The organism is Peribacillus sp. FSL H8-0477 (assembly GCF_038002765.1).
GTDB lineage: Bacteria > Bacillota > Bacilli > Bacillales > DSM-1321 > Peribacillus.
Genome location: NZ_JBBODE010000001.1, coordinates 388796 through 411681 on the forward strand (window position 1 = coordinate 388796; position 22886 = coordinate 411681).

At 38.5% G+C, this 22886-nt stretch carries 27 protein-coding genes and 1 pseudogene; 16 read left to right on the plus strand and 12 right to left on the minus strand.

The window, feature by feature from the left end:
* Positions 1-557 precede the first annotated feature (557 nt).
* From MHI18_RS02060 to MHI18_RS02110, 11 genes are all read left to right on the plus strand, one after another.
* A complete protein-coding gene (locus MHI18_RS02060) occupies positions 558-797 on the plus strand; it encodes a hypothetical protein (RefSeq protein ID WP_340845756.1) in 240 nt (79 codons plus the stop codon).
* A gap of 259 nt (positions 798-1056) precedes the next feature.
* On the plus strand, positions 1057-2238 hold the full coding sequence (locus MHI18_RS02065; RefSeq protein ID WP_340845757.1) for a M20 metallopeptidase family protein: 1182 nt from the start codon (positions 1057-1059) through the stop codon (positions 2236-2238).
* A 22-nt stretch (positions 2239-2260) separates the two neighbouring features.
* Positions 2261-3073 carry a VOC family protein gene (locus MHI18_RS02070; RefSeq protein ID WP_340845758.1) on the plus strand — a complete coding sequence of 271 codons (813 nt, stop codon included), beginning with the start codon at positions 2261-2263 and terminating at the stop codon, positions 3071-3073.
* A gap of 17 nt (positions 3074-3090) precedes the next feature.
* Positions 3091-4071, plus strand: a complete 981-nt coding sequence (locus MHI18_RS02075; RefSeq protein WP_340845759.1) for an aliphatic sulfonate ABC transporter substrate-binding protein — start codon at positions 3091-3093, stop codon at positions 4069-4071.
* A gap of 30 nt (positions 4072-4101) precedes the next feature.
* Positions 4102-4875 (plus strand): ABC transporter permease subunit, encoded by a 774-nt coding sequence (locus tag MHI18_RS02080; protein WP_340845760.1) that lies wholly within the window; start codon positions 4102-4104, stop codon positions 4873-4875.
* A 17-nt stretch (positions 4876-4892) separates the two neighbouring features.
* A complete protein-coding gene (locus MHI18_RS02085; RefSeq protein WP_340845761.1) occupies positions 4893-5669 on the plus strand; it encodes an ATP-binding cassette domain-containing protein in 777 nt (258 codons plus the stop codon).
* Positions 5670-5815: 146 nt separating this feature from the next.
* Entirely contained in the window at positions 5816-6352 is a 537-nt protein-coding gene (locus MHI18_RS02090) for a PadR family transcriptional regulator (protein WP_340845762.1), read from the plus strand.
* Between the two features lie 218 nt (positions 6353-6570).
* A complete protein-coding gene (locus MHI18_RS02095) occupies positions 6571-6828 on the plus strand; it encodes a hypothetical protein (protein WP_340845763.1) in 258 nt (85 codons plus the stop codon).
* Between the two features lie 296 nt (positions 6829-7124).
* Positions 7125-7331 carry a spore coat protein gene (locus MHI18_RS02100; protein WP_340845764.1) on the plus strand — a complete coding sequence of 69 codons (207 nt, stop codon included), beginning with the start codon at positions 7125-7127 and terminating at the stop codon, positions 7329-7331.
* A 15-nt stretch (positions 7332-7346) separates the two neighbouring features.
* Complete coding sequence (locus MHI18_RS02105) at positions 7347-7706, plus strand: spore coat protein (protein WP_340845765.1); 360 nt, start codon at positions 7347-7349, stop codon at positions 7704-7706.
* Positions 7707-7728: 22 nt separating this feature from the next.
* The gene (locus tag MHI18_RS02110; RefSeq protein ID WP_340845766.1) at positions 7729-8865 is read left to right on the plus strand and encodes a zinc-dependent alcohol dehydrogenase; all 1137 of its coding nucleotides are present in this window, start codon (positions 7729-7731) and stop codon (positions 8863-8865) included.
* A gap of 38 nt (positions 8866-8903) precedes the next feature.
* Here the strand turns inward: MHI18_RS02110 and MHI18_RS02115 are convergent, their stop codons facing one another.
* Positions 8904-9737, minus strand: a complete 834-nt coding sequence (locus tag MHI18_RS02115) for an alpha/beta fold hydrolase (protein ID WP_340845767.1) — start codon at positions 9735-9737, stop codon at positions 8904-8906.
* A gap of 141 nt (positions 9738-9878) precedes the next feature.
* On the opposite strand from MHI18_RS02115, the pseudogene MHI18_RS02120 reads away from it, so the two are divergent.
* The 4 genes and pseudogenes from MHI18_RS02120 (at position 9879) to MHI18_RS02135 (ending at position 12838) form a co-directional block, all read left to right on the plus strand.
* Positions 9879-10653, plus strand: a pseudogene (locus MHI18_RS02120) (Cof-type HAD-IIB family hydrolase).
* A gap of 32 nt (positions 10654-10685) precedes the next feature.
* Positions 10686-11594 (plus strand): helix-turn-helix transcriptional regulator, encoded by a 909-nt coding sequence (locus MHI18_RS02125; RefSeq protein WP_340845768.1) that lies wholly within the window; start codon positions 10686-10688, stop codon positions 11592-11594.
* A 77-nt stretch (positions 11595-11671) separates the two neighbouring features.
* The gene (locus MHI18_RS02130; RefSeq protein WP_340845769.1) at positions 11672-12178 is read left to right on the plus strand and encodes a DinB family protein; all 507 of its coding nucleotides are present in this window, start codon (positions 11672-11674) and stop codon (positions 12176-12178) included.
* A gap of 90 nt (positions 12179-12268) precedes the next feature.
* Positions 12269-12838, plus strand: a complete 570-nt coding sequence (locus tag MHI18_RS02135; RefSeq protein WP_340845770.1) for a YdeI/OmpD-associated family protein — start codon at positions 12269-12271, stop codon at positions 12836-12838.
* A 95-nt stretch (positions 12839-12933) separates the two neighbouring features.
* Here the strand turns inward: MHI18_RS02135 and MHI18_RS02140 are convergent, their stop codons facing one another.
* The 11 genes from MHI18_RS02140 to MHI18_RS02190 all read right to left on the minus strand — a co-directional run bounded on the left by MHI18_RS02140 (position 12934) and on the right by MHI18_RS02190 (position 21402).
* The gene (locus tag MHI18_RS02140; RefSeq protein ID WP_340845771.1) at positions 12934-14166 is read right to left on the minus strand and encodes an MFS transporter; all 1233 of its coding nucleotides are present in this window, start codon (positions 14164-14166) and stop codon (positions 12934-12936) included.
* A gap of 118 nt (positions 14167-14284) precedes the next feature.
* Positions 14285-14818, minus strand: coding sequence for a VanZ family protein (locus MHI18_RS02145; protein ID WP_340845772.1), 534 nt, complete (start codon positions 14816-14818; stop codon positions 14285-14287).
* Between the two features lie 253 nt (positions 14819-15071).
* A complete protein-coding gene (locus tag MHI18_RS02150) occupies positions 15072-15539 on the minus strand; it encodes a YjdJ family protein (RefSeq protein WP_340845774.1) in 468 nt (155 codons plus the stop codon).
* A 4-nt stretch (positions 15540-15543) separates the two neighbouring features.
* Positions 15544-15819 carry a helix-turn-helix domain-containing protein gene (locus MHI18_RS02155; RefSeq protein WP_340845775.1) on the minus strand — a complete coding sequence of 92 codons (276 nt, stop codon included), beginning with the start codon at positions 15817-15819 and terminating at the stop codon, positions 15544-15546.
* A 13-nt stretch (positions 15820-15832) separates the two neighbouring features.
* A complete protein-coding gene (locus MHI18_RS02160; RefSeq protein ID WP_340845776.1) occupies positions 15833-16441 on the minus strand; it encodes a GPP34 family phosphoprotein in 609 nt (202 codons plus the stop codon).
* 154 nt (positions 16442-16595) lie between these two features.
* A complete protein-coding gene (locus MHI18_RS02165; protein WP_340845777.1) occupies positions 16596-16856 on the minus strand; it encodes a hypothetical protein in 261 nt (86 codons plus the stop codon).
* A gap of 29 nt (positions 16857-16885) precedes the next feature.
* Entirely contained in the window at positions 16886-17680 is a 795-nt protein-coding gene (locus tag MHI18_RS02170) for a nucleotidyltransferase domain-containing protein (protein WP_340845778.1), read from the minus strand.
* A 414-nt stretch (positions 17681-18094) separates the two neighbouring features.
* Positions 18095-18319 carry a hypothetical protein gene (locus MHI18_RS02175; RefSeq protein ID WP_340845779.1) on the minus strand — a complete coding sequence of 75 codons (225 nt, stop codon included), beginning with the start codon at positions 18317-18319 and terminating at the stop codon, positions 18095-18097.
* 697 nt (positions 18320-19016) lie between these two features.
* Positions 19017-19259: an aspartyl-phosphate phosphatase Spo0E family protein gene (locus MHI18_RS02180; RefSeq protein WP_340845780.1), complete on the minus strand. Its 243-nt coding sequence runs from the start codon at positions 19257-19259 to the stop codon at positions 19017-19019.
* A gap of 227 nt (positions 19260-19486) precedes the next feature.
* The gene (locus MHI18_RS02185; protein WP_340845781.1) at positions 19487-20638 is read right to left on the minus strand and encodes a retropepsin-like aspartic protease; all 1152 of its coding nucleotides are present in this window, start codon (positions 20636-20638) and stop codon (positions 19487-19489) included.
* 74 nt (positions 20639-20712) lie between these two features.
* Complete coding sequence (locus tag MHI18_RS02190; protein WP_340845782.1) at positions 20713-21402, minus strand: copper homeostasis protein CutC; 690 nt, start codon at positions 21400-21402, stop codon at positions 20713-20715.
* Between the two features lie 205 nt (positions 21403-21607).
* Here MHI18_RS02190 and MHI18_RS02195 point away from each other — a divergent pair, with 205 nt between their 5' ends.
* Entirely contained in the window at positions 21608-22873 is a 1266-nt protein-coding gene (locus MHI18_RS02195) for a Zn-dependent hydrolase (protein WP_340845783.1), read from the plus strand.
* Positions 22874-22886: the final 13 nt, after the last annotated feature.

Below are 22886 nucleotides of genomic sequence, written 5' to 3' on the forward strand. Positions count from 1 at the left end.
ATTTTTTATGCGATCCAACGTGCTACGTTGACGGGGTGGTCGGCGCATAGCCATAAAACTATGCCAAAAATAATAAAAACTTTAAAAGCCTCGAATACGGATGTAATCGTAAACCATCCACTTAATAAAAGAGTTGAAAATAACAGCTAGTTAACATAAATCCCAATTATCGGTATACCGAAGATTTCAGTATCTTTCAGGTGCTGTTATAGCATTTTCCTAAAAAGAACAAATAGGCCACTAACATTAGTGGCCTATTTACTACACTATTAAATTGAATAAAGAAAGAAAATAAATAAAGCTATAGTTACACAAATGATTGCTGCTGTTTTAGATTGTTTAGTAATACGTTCATCATTTTTATGTAAGTTTTCAAAAAATGTAAGTGTAAAGTAGAAACCCAAAACCATTAGTAATGTTAAAAGTATGACTACCCAAATTCCCATTCATCTATCACCCTCCTATAATATTACACAAGACAACCCAATTTAAAAGGTAATAAATTGACAGTTAACATAATTCAACTTATCGGTATACGAATGGGAGGCGATTTTTCAATGAATAAAAAAGAAGAACAAGAATTAAATGAAAGATTAAATCGTATTGAGCAGCATGAACGATTACGTAAAGCAGAAGGAAAAGAACAATATAAGGATACGTCAAAGGAGATCGAGTCATTGTCTATACAAATGATAAATAAGCTTTGGAGTTCTCGGAGGTTGAGACATGTTACACGATTAAAAGGTAATTATAGTCTTCTAAATAAACCTGTACCAGTAATCACCTCTCTATATTAAGATGTTCAGAAGATATTGGTCTATTATAGATTAAATTTATCCACAGCTTCAATTTCCGCAATCTCAATTAACCTCGTCTCCTCCCTCCTTCTGTTTTAAAAAAAGATCCCATGCAATTCCTCCTTAAAAATAAATATCAGAAAATTTCGTTAATGTGTTGATAAATTCTTAATTGTCTTTATAATTAACTAAAATCATATAATCCTTACCTACTTACTTGTATTTAAATTCATAATTTAGAAAGGTGCTGAAAAAACGTATGCACGAACTAAAGATTGATTTCAATCAGGAGCTTTTGGATTCTTTTGAAGAAATCGTTTCCTGGAGACGGTATCTCCATATGAATCCAGAGATTTCTTTTCAAGAAGTCGAGACTCCAAGGTTCATAGCCGAAAAGCTGAGAAGTTTTGGGATTGAGGTCCATGAGAACATTGGAGGAAACGGTGTTGTTGGAATCATCAAGGGTGCTTCTCCAGGTAAGACCATTGCCTTTCGAGCTGACTTTGATGCCTTACCCATTCAGGATGAAAAAGAGGTTCCCTATAAATCTACGGTTAATGGTGCCATGCATGCCTGCGGTCATGACGGTCATACGGCTGCCTTGCTGGGGGTGGCAAAGGTACTTAGTCGTAAGCAGCATGATTTAAGCGGAACCCTCGTTTTGATCTTTCAGCCTGCGGAGGAAAAGCCCCCTGGTGGTGCAAAAGCGATGATTGATGACGGGGTATTGGACGGGGTCGATTACATCTTTGGCGGGCATTTGGCTACAGATGTACCTATTGGTAAAGTAGCCATACGTTCTGGCGCTTCTATGGCTTCTGTTGATGCCTTCAAAATCACCCTTCAAGGCAAAGGCGGGCATGGAGCAAAACCGCATTCGACGGTGGATGCGGTCGCAATTGGCAGCGAACTCGTTAGTCATCTGCAACAGATTGTTAGTCGGCGCGTAGATCCGATGGAACCAGCTGTTGTGACGGTCGGCAGTTTTCATGCCGGCAATGCGTTCAATATTATCGCAGATACCGCCGTGCTTGAAGGAACGGTTCGCGCGCTTAACAGCGATGTCAGAATACAAATTGAAGAAGAAATCCGCCGGATATTGGACGGTTTCAAAACTGCTGACCGTATCACGTATACATTAGATTATCTGAACGGCTATCCAGTACTTGAAAACCATCCGGAGGAAACCCAGCTTATTGAACAGTTAGTAAAAGAGAACCTTTCTCCTGAAGCTTTCGTTGAGAAAAAAGTGGTCCTTGGTGCTGAAGATTTCGCTTACTATCTTCAACATCGACCAGGCGCCTTCTTTCATGTAGGTGCTCGAAATGAAAATCCTGCGACCCATTTTGCTCACCATCATCCTCGTTTTGACTTTGATGAGCAGGCAATGTTGGTTCAGGGACAGGTGTTTCTACTGCTTACAGCCCATTATTTACTATAGATTAAAGAAGGAGAGCGTACACATGACATTCAAATTAGATCATATCGTACACTTCGTAAAAAGCCCAGAGGATGCCATTATATCGTATCAAGAAAAGGGTCTGCATGCTGTTGAAGGTGGACGGCATGAATCCCTAGGTACATACAATGCCCTAAGTTATTTTGGATTAAGTTATATCGAGCTGATTGGTGTATTTGATCAAGCACTGGTAGAGCGTTCAGCTGAGGCTCCTTATAGCCTAAGAGAAAGTATTGTGAAAAGACAATTTGCCGAGGGCTTAGCACGGGTGGCTCTTCGTTCCACGGATCTAGAAGCGGACGCAAAGAGATTCCGGGACCTTGGCCTAGACGTTTACGGCCCATCCCCGCTTAGTCGGAAACGTCCTGACGGCAGTGTTGTCAGCTGGAAACTTCTTTTTGTCGGTAAACCGGATGAACAACCTGATCTGCCGTTTTTTATACAATGGGATGAAGACGACGATGAACGTACAGAAGATCTTTCGAAGCGAGGTGTAATTGCGCCTCATCCTGCTGGTAACGTTGAACTTACGTCCGTATCTTTTGCGGTAAAAGATTTAGAAAGTGTTATCGAAAGATGGTCCGCCTATCTTGGGTTAGAAGCTGAGGAAGCATTCGTTGATACGCATTTAAACGCGAAAGGACAGCGTTTGAAATTGGGAGGCGGCGACCTTATTTTTTATCGTCCGATTGGGGACGGTATTGTGGCTGCAACCATTAAAGAACATGGCGAAAAACCATTTTCACTTGAATTCTCGGGTACTGATCAAGAAATTGAATTCAGCTTGTATGACGCAGCCTACAAATTCACTAAATAAAAGGAGACTACACGAAAATGACTCATACAAAACGACTGGTTACCGGATTACTTCTTCTTCTCTCTGCCGTCTTATTGCTAGCAGCTTGCGGTAAAGATTCAAGCGAATCCGTTTCAGGTAGCAGTGAGAAGAAGGTTATTAAGATTGGGTACCAAAAAGGAAATACCTTAAATATCTTGAAAGAAACAGGCTATTTGGAAGATGCACTCAACAAAGAAGGGTATAAAGTTGAATGGAAAATGTTTACTCATGGAGGTACGTTATTAGAAGGTCTATACTCAAAAGCCATTGATTACGGCCATGCTGCTGACGGTTCCGCTATCTTTGCTCAAGCAAGTGGAAAGCCCCTCGTTTATGTCGGGGCTGATGCACCGAACCCTGAAGGTGTCGGACTCATGGTATTAAAGGACTCAGGAATTACTTCCGTTGAACAATTAAAAGGGAAAAAAATAGGCGTACTGAAAGGCGGTAATCATCATTATTTGGCCATCCTTGCCCTTGAAAAAGCCGGTTTGACCGCAGATGATGTGAAATGGGTTTACCCGGAAGATGCTGCACAAGGACGTGCAATTTTTGAAACCAACCAAGTGGATGCCCTTGCTTCCTACGATCCTTTTTTCGCAAGTGCGGAAACGGAGCTTAACACCCTTACCTTTACCGAAAATGTTGATTATGACTATCCAAACCGAACATTCTACTTTGCTACACCGCAATTTGCAAAAGAACACGCTGAACTGGTGGATCTTATTCTAGAAGCTACGGATAAGTCGGATAAGTGGGCGAACGAGAACAAAGCAGAAGTGGCCAAACTATTATCGTCTAGTATTGGCATTGATGAGAAAATCACGACTAAACAAGTGAACCGCCGTACGTTTGGAGCAGGTCCCATCACACAGGAAATCATTGATGCACAGCAAAAACAGGCGGATAAATACTTTGAGATCAAGTTAATTCCTAAGAAACTAGATGTTTCTGTTGATATGCCTCTTGGAGAATAACAACTAAACTTTGTAAAGGAATGAGCCATAATGAGAAAAAAATGGATATATGGATTTCAACCTTGGGTGATTCCTCTTGCACTTTTATTAACCTGGCAGGTGACCGCTTCATTGAAACTTGTCACTCCCTCACTATTCCCGTCACCCATTACCGTTTTGCTTACGTTCTGGGAGTTATTGATAAGTGGTGAATTAGTGCGGCATGTGTTTGCAAGCTTATGGCGAGCAGGGATCGGGTTATTGATCGGCGGATTAATTGGTTTTGTGCTCGGTATACTTAATGGATTATCGGCTACATCCTATAGATTCCTAGATTCAACGATTCAAATGATGAGGAATATCCCCCATCTCGCCTTGCTGCCGCTGGTCATCGTCTGGATTGGGATTGATGAAGGAGCCAAGATTTTCTTAGTCATTATCGGCGTCCTTTTCCCAATTTATATCAATACCTTTCATGGCATCCGCAATGTCGATCATGACTTAGTAGAGATGGGAAAAATGTATAAACTTAAAGGGTGGAGGCTTTTCAAAGACATTCTTCTTCCAGGCGCACTCCCTTCTATATTTGTCGGACTTCGTTACGCACTTGGTGTGATGTGGCTGACCTTAATCGTCGCTGAAACAATTCCGACAGAAGTTGGTATTGGCTACCTAGCAACGAATGCTCGTGAATTCATGCAGACAGACATTATTATATTGAGCATTATCATCTATGCCTTACTAGGGAAAATTGCCGATATCATTGCACAAATCGGAGAAAAATGGTCGTTAAAGTGGAATGTAAGCTACAACAAAGAGTTATAAGGGGATGAGTGCGTAAGATGGAAAATCTAAAACGAAGAGCTGCCGACCATTCTATTCAAATAGACATTGAAAAGGCAAGCAAGTCCTTTGGTGAAAAAGAAGTTTTAAAAGATGTGACGTTAATGATTAATAAAGGAGAATTCATCGCCATTATCGGAAAAAGCGGCAGCGGCAAAAGTACGTTATTACGGCTAGTCTCAGGTCTTGAGACGCTGACAGAAGGAGAACTGCGATTTAACGGTGCCCCTTCCACTCAATCTACCTCGAACATCACTATGATGTATCAGGACTCGAGACTGCTTCCTTGGAAAAAAGTGAAAGAAAACGTCGGGCTTGGCCTTGATGGGAACTGGGAGGATAAAGCTGAAAAGGTGTTAGATGCAGTCGGATTATTGTCCTTTAAAGATGTTTGGCCGTCTAAACTTTCTGGCGGTCAAAAACAACGTGTAGCGTTAGCAAGAGCACTTATCCATGAGCCCTCTCTTTTACTACTTGACGAACCGCTCAGTGCACTTGATGCCTTAACTCGTTTGGAAATGCAGAATTTAATTGAAACCATTTGGAGTACGTCAGGTTTTACCGCCCTGCTTGTTACACATGACGTTCGAGAAGCCATCCGATTGGCCGACCGTATTGTACTCATAGAGGACGGAAGCATCGCGATGGATATCAAAGTACATGCTGCTAGACCTCGGCATATGTCCGAAAATAAATTAACCCTGTTAGAAGAAGAAATTCTCGATCGTATCATAAACGGGGAGAGGAATCATCCACGAAAAACGTCAAATTTATAACCATAGAAGGTTGTCGAGGTTTCTCGACAACTTTTTTTAGCTTTCCTAGTATCCATTTTTACAAACCAGTGACTTTCCGGTATTTTAACAAAAGGAAGCGTTTGTTTGTTATAATACGTGCAGGATACTGAGAAAGGAGTTACACCATGTCGATTCCTATTTTTATTCTTGGCTCGTTAGCCGAACAAAATAATTATGCTTATTCCATTTATAAAGGTGCCGCAGAAACGTTGGCGATTGTCCAAGTAAGCGGTTTAACCGAAAGTAAGTTATATTATCATTTCGAGGCGCTTCATAAGCGTGGTTACGTTGAAACGGTGGAAGTTCTGAAGGATCCCAGACGGCCTGAAAAAACGATGTACCAAATTACTGATGCCGGTCGATTAGAGCTTGAAAAGAAGATTTATACAATTTTTAAACAGTCAACCGATGTCGGGGAGCTTTATTCAGCACTTATTTTTATTAAACATGTAGAGATCGATGAAGTTCTCTCCATTTTCGGTGCGAACATTGACAAACAAAAAAAGCGATGGACGCCTTCTTTAAAGGATAAAGTCCCGCAAGAAGTGCTTAATAAAAACAAACATTTACCGTTTATTGTTGAACACGCAACCAGCTATATTGATTTCCGAATTGAATGGTTAGAAAGATTATTCACCTACATAAAAAGTTTGCAATCATAATAGTAGTATTTCCAGGACTAAGCATGGTAGCACCAAGCTCAGTCCTTTTCTACATCCGTGCTCTCTCTCCTTTTGCAGGTACTGCAGCCTACCCAACCTTCCAATAATCTTTTATGGATAAAACTTCCAAAATGATAGAAAGTTTGATATAACTAGTAAGTATACATAGTTCAGCATATACTACTCCAAGTTTTTAGTTAAAAAGGATGGTGATTAAAATGAAGAAATTAGGTCTGGCATCCGTCGGTCTATTTGTTATTTCTCTAGTAGTCTATGGATCTTGGTTCTTTAACGAAAGTGCTTATAACGGAAAAGGAGTCTTACTGCTAGCTGTCTTACTTCCTGTTATTGGTTTAATTACCGCTTTCCAATCAAAAGGATTTTTAAAAGCAATAGGAATCGTAGGAAACACACTTGTTCTTATGTGGGTAGTTATCATCCCAGCTGCCTCTATATTATTTTGGAATCAGCCATGAGAATTAGCAGCTGTATCTCAGTGGTTATTATTGTTCGTTAGGCTGAACGTGTTATCGTTTTTTCAACACTTCAAAAGCCAAGTAAGCGGCTTAACCGAAGGTAAAAAATGTTTGCCCTCATGATATTATTTTTTCAGACTGAGCATGGTATTTCACCAAGCTCAGTCCTTTTTGCGTTCCTCTTGATTTCCTCCTGTTTCCACCGCGCACAATTGACTAACCCTCCTCCTTCCCCTGAATAGTAACGAATACAAATGGGGAACATTTCAAAAGATGAATTATGTGGAGGTGAATGTATGTTTGAAAAGAAATTAGCACTTCACGAAACGATGGAATTTCATGAACTCATTAATTTTAAGACGGTTTGTTTACTGAAGTCGAAAATGATGCAGGGCATCGTATTTGATCAAGATCTTAAAGCCTTACTAGAAAAGGACGTCACACAGTCCATTCCCGCTTTAACTGCCATGATTAAACTATATTCACATTCTGAGTTACATTAATCGGAGGTATCGTAGATGGACTATTTAGATCCAATTAATTCTGTTGGAATGCCAGAATTGACAGATTCAGGCGTAGCTCTCGAGTTTTTAATAACCGCAAAAACGGGCGTTAGAAATCTATCTATTGCCTTGACTGAAACCGCAACTCCCTCTTTACGGAAATTAATCAAAGCACAACTAGACATCACCATCGATTTATACGAAGAGATATCAGAACTGATGAAGGAAAAAGAGTGGTTAAAGGCATACGATTTGGATGAACAAAAATTACTGGATATTAAATCCGCCGAAAATGCGATTAATCTTGCAGGCCTCGATCTTTTTCCTGGCGATACCAATCGCAAAGGGTTATTTCCAAGCCCGCCTGAGAAATAAAGACCATAGGGAGATGTTACTTATGAAGGCTGTTACGTTTCAAGGTGTTAAAAATGTTCATGTTAAAAATGTTAAAGATCCAAAAATCAAAAAAGCGGATGATATCATCGTTAAATTAACCACAACGGCGATTTGCGGCTCTGACCTGCATTTACTACACGGAATGATTCCTAATCTTGGTGAAGACTATGTGATTGGACATGAACCGATGGGAATTGTGGAAGAGGTCGGCAAGGACGTAACAAAAGTGAAAAAAGGCGATCGAGTTATCATTCCCTTTAATATCGCATGCGGGCAATGTTGGTATTGTAATCATGAATTAGAAAGTCAATGTGATAATGCCAATGATAATGGAGAAATGGGTGCTTATTTTGGTTACTCCGACACAGCAGGAGGATTTCCCGGTGGTCAGGCTGAACTCATGCGGGTTCCGTATGCCAACTTTACGCCATTTAAGATTCCGGAAAATAGTGAAGTTCCCGACGAAAGTTTAGTGCTGTTGGCTGATGCCGCATCGACAGCCTTTTGGAGCGTAGATAATGCTGGTGTAAAAGGCGGAGATACTGTTGTCGTGTTAGGCTGTGGTCCAGTTGGCTTACTCGTACAAAAGTTTGCTTGGCTAAAGGGTGCGAAAAGAGTCATTGCTGTGGATTACATTGATTACCGTTTGAAACATGCGAAGCGAACCAATAAAGTGGAAATTCTGAACTTTGAGGATTATGAAAATTGTGGTGAGTATATAAAAGAGCTAACAAAAGGCGGCGCGGATGTGGTGATTGACTGCGTAGGAATGAGCGGAAAAATGACCCCTCTTGAATTTCTTGCTTCAGGATTGAAACTTCAAGGCGGTGCTCTCGGTGCGTTGGTCATTGCCAGTCAAGCTGTCCGAAAAGGCGGCACCATTCAAGTTACCGGTGTTTATGGGGCACGTTACAATGCCTTTCCATTAGGGGACATTTTTCAGCGTAATGTGAATCTTTTAACAGGACAAGCACCGGTTATTCATTATATGCCGCATATCTATCATTTGATAGCGGAAGGAAAAGTGGATCCAAGTGACATCATCACTCATGTCCTTCCGCTAGATCAAGCGAAACATGGGTATGAAGTATTTGATACGAAACAAGAAGACTGTATTAAAGTGTTATTAAAACCATAATAAATCCGACAAAAATTCATGCTGATTTTTGTCGTTTTTTATTGGCTATTCTCAACAAACAGGTTAAACATTTCTTCCTCTTCGAAATACGGAAAATGATTACTTTCTTCAAACGTTATAAACGTTGCTTGTGGAAGTAATTCAGCAATCTCTACCCCGAATTTATAAGGACATTGTGCATCATATTTTCCGGCATAGATGTAAGCTTGTACCTGGACGTTTGGTAACTCTTTACGGAGATCATAGCTTTGACATTCTACTGCTCCAAAGTAGGTTAACCTCTCCCCCACTGTGCGCCCGCTATTAGGTCTTGCATATGATTTGTCGAGACTTTCTTCCCGATAAAAGGACATAAGCGCCCATTCTTTGCTCATCTTCCGTCGCTCTTCAATCGGTGTTTGTCCGTCATTTAATGAATCCATTATCTCAATAATCCGCTCGTAGTTAAGATTTTGCGGACAGTAAATGCTGAGTGGATCTTCCCCATATTCCACACTTGCTGCGGCACCCCCAGCAATGATCTTATCTAATGAAGATGGTTTAAGGATGGCATATTTTAACGCAAGCATCCCTCCCGTAGAATGACCTGCAAACGCCCATTTTTCCAAGTTCAACGCTAAGCGAATACTCTCTAAATCCAACACCGTTTCATCGAGACTATATTGATCCTCGTATTCAGCTTTAACAGAATTCCCAGCTCCTCTTAAATTGATTAAAAATACTTTGTAATGCTCCGTAAATGGACTGGCGAACGCATACCCTCGTTCATCAAATGCACTATATAAATGTGTAATTGCAATAGGTGCTCCCTCTCCGCACTCAAACAGTTCAAATACCCCTCTAGTTGTTTCAATGAATCTTTGCTCCCACATGTTTTGATCTCCTTTATTTTATATATCCTCTTCTTTTCAATTCCAGATGTATCAATAAATCTCCTCCTCTATTTGAGAAAAAACGAACAATTAAGTAAATTAATGGTATTATTTCATTTATAAACCAATAAGGAGATTTTCATGAATTATAAAATTGTTTTTTTAGATGTGGATGGAACGATTACGCATCATGAAGATGGCAGTATTCCTGCGTCGACGAAAGCTGCTATTAGAACCTTAAAGAACAAAGGCATTCCTATCGTCGCCGCAACAGGCAGACCGTTATCGATGTGCGAAGAAATCAGAGAATTAGGAATTGATACGTTCATAACCGCAAATGGCGGATATGTAAAGCACAATCACGAGGTGATTCATAAAGTAGCAATGGATCCACAGACTGTTCGATCTGTATTTGAATTTGCCCAGACTGAACAACATGGGCTCTCCTTTTACACGGAAACCTTTTGTATGAATGGGGTTAGTAATCCGGACATTACAACAGCATTGAAAGAAACATTGTCTTTGACAGACTATCCCCCTATAGAACCCGTTCATCTATCATGAAGAGGTCTATTTACTCTGTTTGTTTGCGACGGATTCACAAGTTAAAAAATACATTCAACGCTTTCCTCATTTAACCTTTAAACGCTGGCATCCATTTGTGCTGAATGTGCTGCAAGAAGATGTTTCAAAATCGCTAGCCATCAAAAAAGTCTTAGACTTTTTTGCAGTTGAACCCAAGGATGCGATTGCCTTTGGTGACGGGGAAAATGATATCGACATGCTCGAGTTAGCCGGCCTTGGTATCGCGATGGGTAATGGAAGCGTAAAGCTTAAAGAAACTGCTGATTTCATAACGAAAAAGTCTAATGAAGATGGAATCGAATATGCTTTAAAGAAATTCGGCGTCATTTAGCTAATCAAATTGAAATACGGACGGGGATAGATATGAAATTAGAACGATTGATTTCTATGATTTACAAGCTGCTGAACCACGAAATTTTATCTGCCTCTTTGCTTGCTGAAGAATTTCAAGTGTCCAAACGAACCATTTACCGAGATATTGATGTGATTTGCGCTGCTGGGATTCCGGTCATCTCTCATCAAGGGATGAAAGGGGGATATGGCATAATGGACGGCTACAAGATGGATAAAAGCTTGCTTGGTTCGTATGATGTCGATTCTCTGATCACCGTACTCAGCAGTCTTTCTAGCGTGTTTGAAGACGAGCGAGCGCAAGGGACCATTGAACGCCTCCAGACTGTAGGAACTTCGCCGCAGACTCCGAGTTTAGCCGTGGATTTTGAAACCCTCCGAACAGATCCCGATGCACTTCGTCATTTACGTGCGGGTATTACGGAACGTAAAGTCGTCCGTTTTGATTACATCAATGCAAAAAACGAACGAACGACAAGGCATATGGAACCGATAAGACTTCATTTTAAATATAGCAATTGGTACATTTATGGTTTTTGTCAAACACGAGGGGATTATCGAGAGTTCCGACTGTCTCGAATGATGAATTGCTCCCTGACACAGGAAACCTTTCAACCACATCACAATGCACCTAAAAAAACGGAGTTAGTACGGCAAGATGAGGTAAGCGAAGTGGAGTTTCGAGTGGGACCGAAGGCATTAGCGGAAGCAATGGATCATTTTCACCAGGCAGATAAACAATTTCATGAGGATGGAAGTATGACCATGCGCATCCCCGTTTATCAACCATTGAAAGCTGGATGGATTTTGTCTTTTCTGTTGAGTTTGGGCAGCGGAGTCGAAGTCCTTAAACCGCTCGAACTGCGTGGAATCATAAAAGAAACACTTCAAAAAACACTTCAACTTTATGAAGAAGTATGACAGACAGTTGTCATACTTCTTTTTCTATTATAAAGACAGAACCAAAAACAAATCCAAATTAAAAGGAGACGATTTAAATGAATCATCTGGAAAAAATGTACGATTACAATGCATGGGCTACTCAAACTCTCTTGGGACGCATCAAGGAACTACCAACCTCAGTGCTGCAACAAGAAGTAAACACCTCATTTCCTACCATTGGCGAAGCGTTCGCGCATATCTATGCGGTCGAAAAGTGTTGGTTGCAAGTACTAAATGGTATTAGTATGCCGAAGGCGCTGGAAGTGTGTCTTCCCCTTCAACAAGATTTCCTTAGGTATTCTGTTGATGAATTCGCGATAGCCTTTCATGAGTTAGCAGAACCATTCAAATTATGGTTCCAACAACAAGACGAATTAGAACAAACCATTGAGCTCGAAAATCCATACGCAGGAACACGCAGCACTCAATTATCTGAAATTGTATTGCAAGTGGTCAACCACGGAACTTACCACCGCGGCAATGTTTCGACCATGCTGCGCCAATTAGGCTATGCTTCCACCATGAATGACTATTCTCTTTTTTGGTATCAGGAAGCTGAATGAAGACCCTCGAGATGAAGAATAGGATAAAAAGGTCGGTATTTCTACGACCTTCTTGACTACCATACCTAGAAAGGAGGTTATCGTTTATCTATGGAAATGGAGAATTTACTACCCGCTAAATCGAGGAATGAATTAAGGGATTGGCTGCAGATAAACGGAAAGACTGAAACATCTTGTTGGGTAATCGTCAGTATGACGCCCAAACCAGAAATTCTGTTCTATTTGGATGCTGTTGAAGAATCTTTGTGCGTCGGATGGATTGATGGAGTCAAAAAGAAACACTCTGAAACGCAACTATTGCAGCGATTATCCCCTAGGCGCAAAGGAAGTTCATGGACTGAATTGAATAAAGAACGTGTCCGCCGTCTCGAAAAATTAGACTTAATGAACGATGAAGGAAGAAACGTACTACCTGCCATGGATCTCGTTTCGTTTCAACTAGATAAAGTTATCGAGCAAAGGCTAAAAGCAGATGCGCAAGTATATGAGAATTTCAAAGCATTTCCAGCTCTTTATCAAAGAGTTCGAATCGACACGATACAAAGCAATAAAAAGCACCCGGAATTAATGAAGAGTCGATTAGACAAATTTATCAAAAACACAAAAGAAAATAAACTGTATGGGCAGTGGCATGATTCTGGACGCCTGCTAGATTATTAGTTACGAAGTACATCAAGGGCCGCTAATTTTGGCGGCCTATTGATCTCGAATTTCTTGTAAATGCAAACAAAAAAACCAACGGAATCGTTGGTTCTCTATATCCTTTTTTCAACATCATCGTCTATGGACAGCACTGCATATTTTCTAGAGCTGATAAGCGTAGTAAATGACACAAATAATGCAGCAGCGGCAACCATAAAGACAACCACTATGCCATACCGCTCACCCACGATTCCCATCATCAGCGTTGATAGCCCGAAAGTCATCATCATTAAAGAACTCTGTACAGCATATACCTTCGCTAACCGTTTTTCCTTCACTAAACTTTGGATGATTGTATGAATCGAAATCATCCTGAGTTCTTCGAATAAGCCATATATCCCTATAAGCAAAAGCGCCACGACTGGAATTTTATTCATTCCAAATAAAAAGGTCATCAAAAAAACCATAAAGCCACCGAGCAATAACACATTTTGATTATGCTTGTTAATTAAATCAGCCTGTCGATAGGCAAGGATTCCAGCTAGAAATAACCCTAATAATAAGGACGTATTAATATACCCCCACCATTCTGTTCCCACATGAAGCCTTTGGTCGATAAAAGGAAGTAAGATAGAGGACACCCAAACTGGACTAGCTATAGAACCAAAAACCAAGAGTAGATGGAGAATTCGCAGCCTCTTATCTTCTAAGATGATTCTCCAGCCCTCTAACATGGATGTCATTTTTCTTCCACGTACGATTCGTTCTTCCGCTTGTTTCGTTTCATTGACTTTAACAAATACCAGTAAGCATGTGGATACCACATATAAACTAAAAGTCAGCATTAATAACCCATTAGCATGTAAAAACGAAAATAATATGCCCCCTGCAGCCCATCCACCCATCTGAATAAATTGATAGACTGAAGACATAAAGCTATTAGCTTTAACTAACTGTTCGTCTGAAACCAACTGCGGTACTAACGCACTGCTTGCTGGGTTAGCGAAACTATCTAAAAAGGTGATACAGAATATAATGAAGTAAATTCCCATCAACGTATCAGACGATAAAAAGAATGATACGTATAGAGTGAGTACAAGCAAGATGCATGTCTTACCTAATTGAGAGAAAACTAAAATTGATTTCAACTTATAACGATCAATAATCAGCGGCGCTGCGAAACCGCCTAAAAACCCACCAAACATAATGATTACAGGAACCAGCGAAACATAAAATAATGAATTTGTTACATTGTATACACTTGTTATAAGTGCAACAATATAAAAAACATCTCCTGCGTTAGCAAATGATTGGCCCGCTACCAAACGTTTGAAAGACTTCTCCAATGTAAACATCCCCTTATGTTTTTTAGAGAGTATAAAAGATTGATTGATTTACATTGGATTCACTCCTTTGAGAATTTGATAGAATAGCGATAGGGGATTCGCTAGAGATTAGATGACCTCATTCACATATAAAAACACAAACGTCTTCCAGCTTTTCACAACTTCCCTTTAGTTCTCCGATTTCTTCAATTGTGAGAGAACCCTTTGGCCGTTTCAAGGGGGATCCTGTATCAACGACCCTCAAAATCATTTTATAAATAAAAAATCCAATCATACACCCGATTACATTAAAAATCACATCATCAATATCGGTTATTCGATCCATTCCTCCGAATAAATATTCTAATAATTGCAATAATTCTATACTAATTGATCCTATAAAACCCGCTGCCATACTATTTTTAAACTGCCTGAATTTACTCCATACTAGTGGTGCTAAAAAGCCTAATGGCATAAATAATAAAATATTACCTCCAACATTTTTTATAAGGATACTGATCATAAATAGGACATCCCCAGCATAAGCAGTTCCTATTTGACGACTATTAAAAACAATTGATTTTAGAGGAATAAGATTAATTGAACGATACCCATCTTCTAAATTAGAAGTAAACCCTATAGGGAATGGAAATATAGTAACAGAAACAACCATATATATGTATGAAACGGAAAAGAAATAGTACACTCTCCCGTAAAAAATCAATTTGTATTTTTTGATTATATCTAATTCCAAGTAGAATACCTCGTCCAATCACATAAAGCATTATTCCTAATAAAATAAATGAACGGCCATTGATTAGAAACAATCTGTCGCACTCCTTAACGTTACCCTTATTTTCCCATAAAAATTAAACAAATAACAGATACGTAGTTTGCTAGTCTGAGAATTTTTCTAGCAGCAGGGTTCAAATCGTAGGAAGATTATATATGTTGTAATACGTTTTTACAGAAAAAACCACACACAATCCACCACTTACTAACCAAATGTAAAAGAAAAGCTGACCGCCTAGTGTTGGAGAATTAAAAATAAAATAACTAAGTAACAGTAAACCTCCGCCCAAAATTAACAAATACCACGCAAACCATCTTTTCTTTCGCTTTAAAAACAAATAACCTATTGTAATCAATAAATATATACTACTAATAACCATGATAACTGGAAAGAGAGGTTGGAATTTACTTGCATAGATAAAGAAGTCGAGTTCTAAAATGTCGTTTTTCTCTTGTACAGCTCCATGAAAATAGTGAGAAAATGGTGTAGAGTATGTCCATTCCCATGGGTTATCTAAAATCGCACTTCCTTCGTACCATGAAGCAAAAGCTGAAACCAATAATAAAACAGCGGCGCTGCCAAACCTAATAAATCTAAACAAATGCCTACCCCTCAATATCATTTATAATTTTTAGTTCTTTTTTTATTTCTAAAATAGTTAATCCTCTTTGTTTTAATTCACTGATTTTCTCTAAACGCTCAGATGCTGAAATTCTTGGATACCGTCTTGTTAAACGTGTATCCTCTTGTTCAAATGGGAGCATGCCTTCTTCAGTATAAAATTTTATTGTGCTATATCGGATATCTGTTAAACGGACTAATTCGCTTATGCTAACAAAATCTGAATTTACTATATCCTCATGTGAACGTCTTCGTCCCATAGTTCGTCTCCTTTTAAATCACTACAGCAGATGTTAAAATTATCGCGTCCATAAATTCTATTTCTTTATTAATCGTTTTAATATCTTTCCATCTTTTATTATCACTTTGCTCTAGCTCTTTCAACCGAACCTCTAATTGCTCACCCTCGTAAGAAGAAAAATATTGTTTGAGTAATTTACTTGATTTTAAAAGCAAGGACAATGTGATAATTTCTATGGTTACTTGTTCCGGTTCGAGCAATTCCGCTCTAATTCTTTGCACAATTCGTTCTCGATACAGTTCATTATTTTTAGAATTATCGGTTATTTTTTCATATAGTTCTCTTCGTTTTTTTGAAGGAACACCTAAATAACGCATCCAGCGCTTAAAGGTCATCGGCTTTTTACTATTTATCAGTCTTAATAATTGATTTAACGCATCATGATTCGCATTAAACCTTCCATCAGTAACGAAGATTTTATTTTTCTCATCGAATGCAATTTGATTGTTAATTAACAGATCAAAAAACATCCCTCCAACCGCATACATTTCTATAACCTTTTTACGACCGATAACAGAAGACTTAATTTTTCTGCCTTCACTTAGAACGATAAATGCTTCTCCTATAATGATTTCCCTCATTCTTTCAACCACCTTTCATTTCTCTTAACACTTATTACTTATTACTTACTACTTACCACTTAAAATAAATATATTACATATATTAACATTTAACAACCATTAAATGTAAATATATGTTTGACTCCATAAAAAAAACCGCCAATTGGCGGCCAGCTTATAAAGCATCTACATACTGTTTAGCTTCTAGTAATGACAGCCCTAAGACCTCTCTAGCCTTTTTAACAGCTTGAACGTCCTTTCCTTCTTTTAAAAGTATACGCAATTCATCATTGATAGGATGCTCTGGTACTTCTACTTGAAGCGCTATCTGATCTAATGCGGCTTTCATACGTTTGAAACGCATTTCTAGTTTAGTAAGCTTGTCATACAGCATAAAAATGATGACAAACAATATTCCTAATATTAAATATTCCATCATAATCACTCCTTCTAGATGATATTCTTCTACACCAAACTATTTGCTTCATGTGTAAAGTTTGAACGAGCCCACTCACCCTCGTTCTTTACAAGCTCATATATCACTTCACGTTCAGTCGGCGGTTCATCTATCCAATTTAACAGGATATGTATAATCGATTCTTTCTCTGGGAAGTAGTGGAGAAAGACTTCCGATTGCTCACCTAGTCGAGTTGTCCAAATTTGAGAACGCACCATGACCATTGAATAGTATGTTCGAATAAGTTTACGAGCAAAGCTTTGTGAAAATCTTTTGACTTCTTTATCGGAAGCGGTTTTGATCCTCTCTAACGTCCGAGTTACCGCCTCACCAATATCACCATTAAAACGAATGGCTATTTCTGATGTAAGCTTGTACGGACCAAATCGGTCTCTTACATCCTCTCCGTAGACACAAACACAGAGTTCCTTAAAAAAAGCATTTTCGTAATAATTGAAGGGATCCATTGTATAGTCGTAGTCAGCAACTGCTATCCCAACCTCACGGACCAAAGAACAATACTTTTGAGACAGAGCTTCAGTAAGTCTCGTTAATTCTACCGTCTGAACCTTGCCCTCAAACATCGCGATAAGGTCTATATCAGATTTAAAAGCAACTGCTTCACCTCTTGCTACGCTACCGTATATATATACACTATGCAATTGAAGAGGAAACAATTTTTTAAGACTTTCAACAGATTCTTGAATACAAGGAACATAGACACCTTCAATTTTATCAATACTAACATCACTAACAATGAAACCATTAGAATCTAGACCGTGCCCAGCTCTTAAAGTCCCCACTGCATCCCCTCTTTTTCCACTCCATCTAATAATTTAGCGTGTTAAGCCTCCCCAACATCTTTTCAGTAAAAACAATCTATTAGTCAATCATAAAATAAACACTGATTGATAAGAGTAGAAGCATAATGAGAAGGCACTGAAAACATATCCCTACGATACTACAGACCCTGCCTGCAATAGCTAATCCTCTCCCCCTTTCATTTGACAGCTCAATTTCTTTAATACTTTTAGATGAAATAAAAATTCATAGCATTGTTCCTAGAATCCACTAGTCTCTTTGTAATAAAAGCTATAAATATGGGGATTATAGCTGGAATGTGGCAGGTATTATTTTTACTCAAAGAAAGAAGACTGCCGTTTGGAAGCCTTCCTTGTTCGAGGTATACATTGGGTGTCGTTCAACGATCTAGTATGTTACGCAATATGTTTATTCCGCTTCATAGTTAACCAAACAATTGAATAAACTATGACACTTGAAATCAGTATGATTAATAAGTTAGTCAAAACATTTGATTCCCCAAAGATGGTCGTAAATAAACGAGCAAAACTAGGAATTGCTAACCATTTAAAAACACCAGAGACAAAAAATATCCAAGCGAAAAATCCTAATAAAAGAACGATAAACCTTTTCTTTTCCATTTTTTAACCTCCCTCTGCTTATACCTATTCGTTGGGAAAAGTGAATTTCCTTTTTTCCCAAGCGCTTCTTCACACCTACGCTAATGTTTATTTAAAAAATAAATTTTCTCCTAAAAATATGATTAAACAGAGCAAAGTCAAACCTAAAAAATTTGAGATTTTATCTTTTTTATTTGGTTTTCTAAATAGGTACATGGATAGGAATATCAAAAAAGCCATTACATATAACCAGATTTGTTGATCAGCTATTGAAAATATACTTACAGAAACCCCTACAACAAGAAATAAATAGACTGCTTCCCTTTTTGATTGAATTTTACTAAAAATGACAATCCCCCCTTTGAGTCAACATATGGATCTCCTTTAGCTATCTCACAATTACTAGTATTACGACAGTCTAATTGATGGACAGGTATTATATTACTTGCCCAATGTCATTCTGTAACTAGCAAAGCGAGACAAGTAACTTGCCCATTTTGCCAAATACCGATTTTTTTCGACTTTTCTATGACCTTCAACGCTGTCATTTAACAGGGTAAAAGTGGAAATGTTTGTTCCTCACTATCACTGAGTTTTTTGGGATTCAACGTTTAGTTTTGAAATTGATTAAGGATAAAAAAGAATTTGAAGTAGTGAAACTTAATGAAGAACATTATGAAGCGAATAAATGAGGCATAAATTCATATCTAAAAAAACGTTAAACGTGAAGTTTAAGAAATAAAGATTTAATAATTAATTTGTCTAGTCTTTGACTATATTTCAGTGTTACCTGGTGACTTAGGCCTTTCTCAATACCCGTCTTTACAAGTTTTTGTCTTAGTCTATTTATCTTAAAATCTAATGGTATATGTAATTTCATAAAATCATTGGATTTATAATTATTGTCTATTAACTGGCCAATTTCTTGATAAATATGCTGAATTGTAATCTTTTTAGGCATATTTTTCTCCTTCCTAAGTCAATAAGGATTAATAGGTATTGTACCATATATTTTTCCAATATTGTAAAAATAACTAAATATTTTCAACCTTAATATCAACGTGAAAACGTTAAAGAAACCATAAATAAAGAGCAGCCTATTTTAAATAGCCTACTCTAAAACTTCAAATCATATTATATTCGTTTACCTGGATCTGCAGGTAGGATTAGCTCGTTCAGTCTCATCGTTTATCCAAGAACAAGCTCAAACTTTCTATTCGTATAATCAATAACCATTCGTCCATCCTTTGCAATATCACTGCCAAAAACACCATCTAACTTAAAAAAAGCAGCCAGATCTGTCAGCATCTCTCTCACCTTATGTAAGTGAATGGATTGATTCTCATTCAGATAAATAACTAAGTTTTCTATTCTGTCTAGCTCTCGTTCTTTTACGTCACCGATGCCTCCAGAAAGTATCATCCTTTTCTCTTGTTTAAGATTTACAATTTTCGATAGAAGAGGTTGTCCAAAATGGGTCTTATTCGCACCAGTATCTAAACCGAAATACAACGGAACTTGATTGTTTCCTTTCACATTTATAATCGGATATCCACAGAAGAAAAGGTTGTTCTCCCCTTCTTCTTCTTTTCGTTTTGGTTTCTGAATCACTACTATTATTCGTCCGTAATCGATTTCAAGAAAAATATGTTGTATGATATCCCATCCAATGATTCCATCTATCTTCATTATTTCTTCCGTTTTAGGGTTTTGAATAATTAATAATTCATTCGCCAGCACCAATGTAGGTTGGTTAATAATTTCCAAATCCTGTATAACAAGTGAGTGAATGATGGCTAAGTCCGTACGGAAATGTTGGTTTGATGAATTTCCAACCTCCAATCCTTCATCATTCAAACTGTTAATCTCACACTCTTTCGCTAAAGCCATTGAAATAACTGTCATCCCTGCACCAGTATCTAACCAAAAGCATTTCTTTTTCCCATTAATCAAGACATCAATGGTTGGTGAGCCTGAACTACTCAGTTTCATCGGAATACGTATTTGATCATTTAAAAAGGAGATTTTTGTTGGTTCTGACTGACTACACGCTTTCGCAATGAACCGATTGGTTTGATCAACGTTTGGATCGTCAAGAAGACCGAGCGACTTTAATTGTTTCCAGTCAGATTTTGTGAAATAAAGCTCAAATAAAATTTTGGCACAACTGCTTCGTAAAGATAAATCATGAGACTCACCATACAACTTCTTTAACCCTTCAATAGCCAAATATTCTTTGCCTTCTGTAATGAACGTTAAAGCAGAAACAAACGCTTTTTGCTCCTCTTTCATTTCTAACAATGAAAAATCAAATTTCTCCAATTGTTCAATACCATTCACATGATCCCCTCCAACAATACATTTCGATTACATAATTACTAGTTTCTACACCCTTCTATTAATTCCTTCTAAGATTAATTCAAACAACCTGCTATTTTAATAAACGCGGCTATCTTTTCTGGATCAATCGAATGAGAAAAACTAGCATTAATACGCGCACCGGATCCTATATGAATTTCTTTTACTCTGACTTTGGCTAAAAACTGTGCTGTATTATCCGCTGTAAGTCCGGAACCAGCCATTATTTTCAGATGGGACTTTTCGCTTTCTTTTACTAGTTGCTGCAATCTTGTAGTCGCCGTAATGGCCTTTTCGTCCCCACCCGATGTTAGTACCCTTGAGATTTCTGGGTAGGTTTGAAGAATTCTCAGCGCCTTGATTTGATCTGTCACTTCATCAAACGCACGATGAAAGGTAATATCCAATCCTTCAGCTGCCTCGATTAATTGATCTAACGCTGCTTTATCAATTTCATTTTGGTCAGTTAGGACGCCAAATACAACTCCAGTTGCCCCTAACTCCCTACAAATGCTGATATCATTTATCATGATTTCCAGCTCTTCAGGTGTATAACAAAAACTCCGGCTATGCGGACGAATCATCACATTAACGGGAATACGCAGGGAACATACTGCTTTTATCAACCCGTAGCTTGGAGTTAGTCCTCCCTCTAACGCACCTGAAATCAGTTCAATTCGACTAGCTCCTGCAACTTGTGCCATTCTTGCATCACTCACTGAATCTGCAATTACTTCAATAATCATGTATGTAGTACCCGCCTCTCTATTTTAACTAGTTCCTTTCCATATTGTATCTTAGTGTCTACTTAGTTTCATCGCACACATACTTATCATTAAAAAGGAATAGACTTAATATGGAAAATAATTCATGTTATAGTATCTTTAAAAGGATTAATGAAATGATTTAGTAGTAATTCAATCTATCTAAAAGGAAAATAGGTGATGACAAATGAAGCATTTTCCTATCAATCCATCAACCTTACGAATCAATATCCATCGACTTCAATCAAACATTGAAGAGCTTGGAAGCATCGGGCGAAACGAAACAAATGGGCTAGACCGAGTCACATTTAATGAATTTGATTTAGAAGCTCGAGAGTGGTTTAAGCAGCAATTAACAACCTTACAGCTTCCTTTTAAGGTTGACGCTGCGGCAAATATTTGGACCACCCTTGGAACCAATTCATTATTAGCCCCAATTACGATTGGTTCTCATCTCGATACGGTTCCAAACGGCGGCAAATATGATGGGGCGCTCGGTGTTCTTATTGGGTTAGAAATTTTGACCACGCTAATGGAACATAATATTGAAATGACCCATCCGATCAGCTTAGTATCCTTCACCGCTGAAGAGCCCAATCCATTTAACCTCTCTACATTTGGAAGCCGTGTGATTACAGGAAAACTCAAAAAACAAGATATTGAAGATGTCCAAACCCCTTCTGGTATTTCATTACAAAGAGCACTCGCTTCAGCCGGAGGGTCTATTGCACATATTGAAACGGCAAATGTTTCCCCACAAGCTATTGCCGCTTTTCTTGAAGTGCATATCGAGCAAGGTAAACGACTGGTAAACAAGGACATTCCAATTGGGATTGTCATGGCTATCACCGGAATATATCGGGAAGAAATCACCTTTACCGGAGAAGCCAATCATGCCGGAACGACGCTTATGAAAGAAAGAAATGATGCACTAGTGGCAGCCTCGAAATTCGTCGTCGCCTTTGAAGAAATCCTGCGTCTTGACCCAGCAGATGAAGTAGTGGGAACAATTGGCCAATTCGTTATTTCACCTGGGGCACCAAACATCATTCCAAGTGAAGTGAAAATACTCATGGAAGTACGAGGTGATACGAAAGATAGAATTCGTAAGACGGTTATTCAACTAGACCAGACCATTCGTGAATTATTTGAACATCAACCAATTAACATCCATCGAACAATCATTTTAGATCAAGCACCTGCACAAATGGATGAAGACGTAATCCACACTTTCGAACAATCCGTTCCCCCAGATGAACCGTATCTGCTTTTAGGGAGCATGGCCGGACATGACACTGCACACCTCTCCTCTATCACAAAAGCTGGAATGCTTTTTGTGCCAAGTATTGATGGCAAAAGTCACTGTCCTGAAGAATTCAGCAGGATTGAAGACATTGAAAAAGTGGCGAACGTCTTACTTCAAGCTATTTTCAAACTGGATCACGACCTATAAAAAAAGAAAGGGG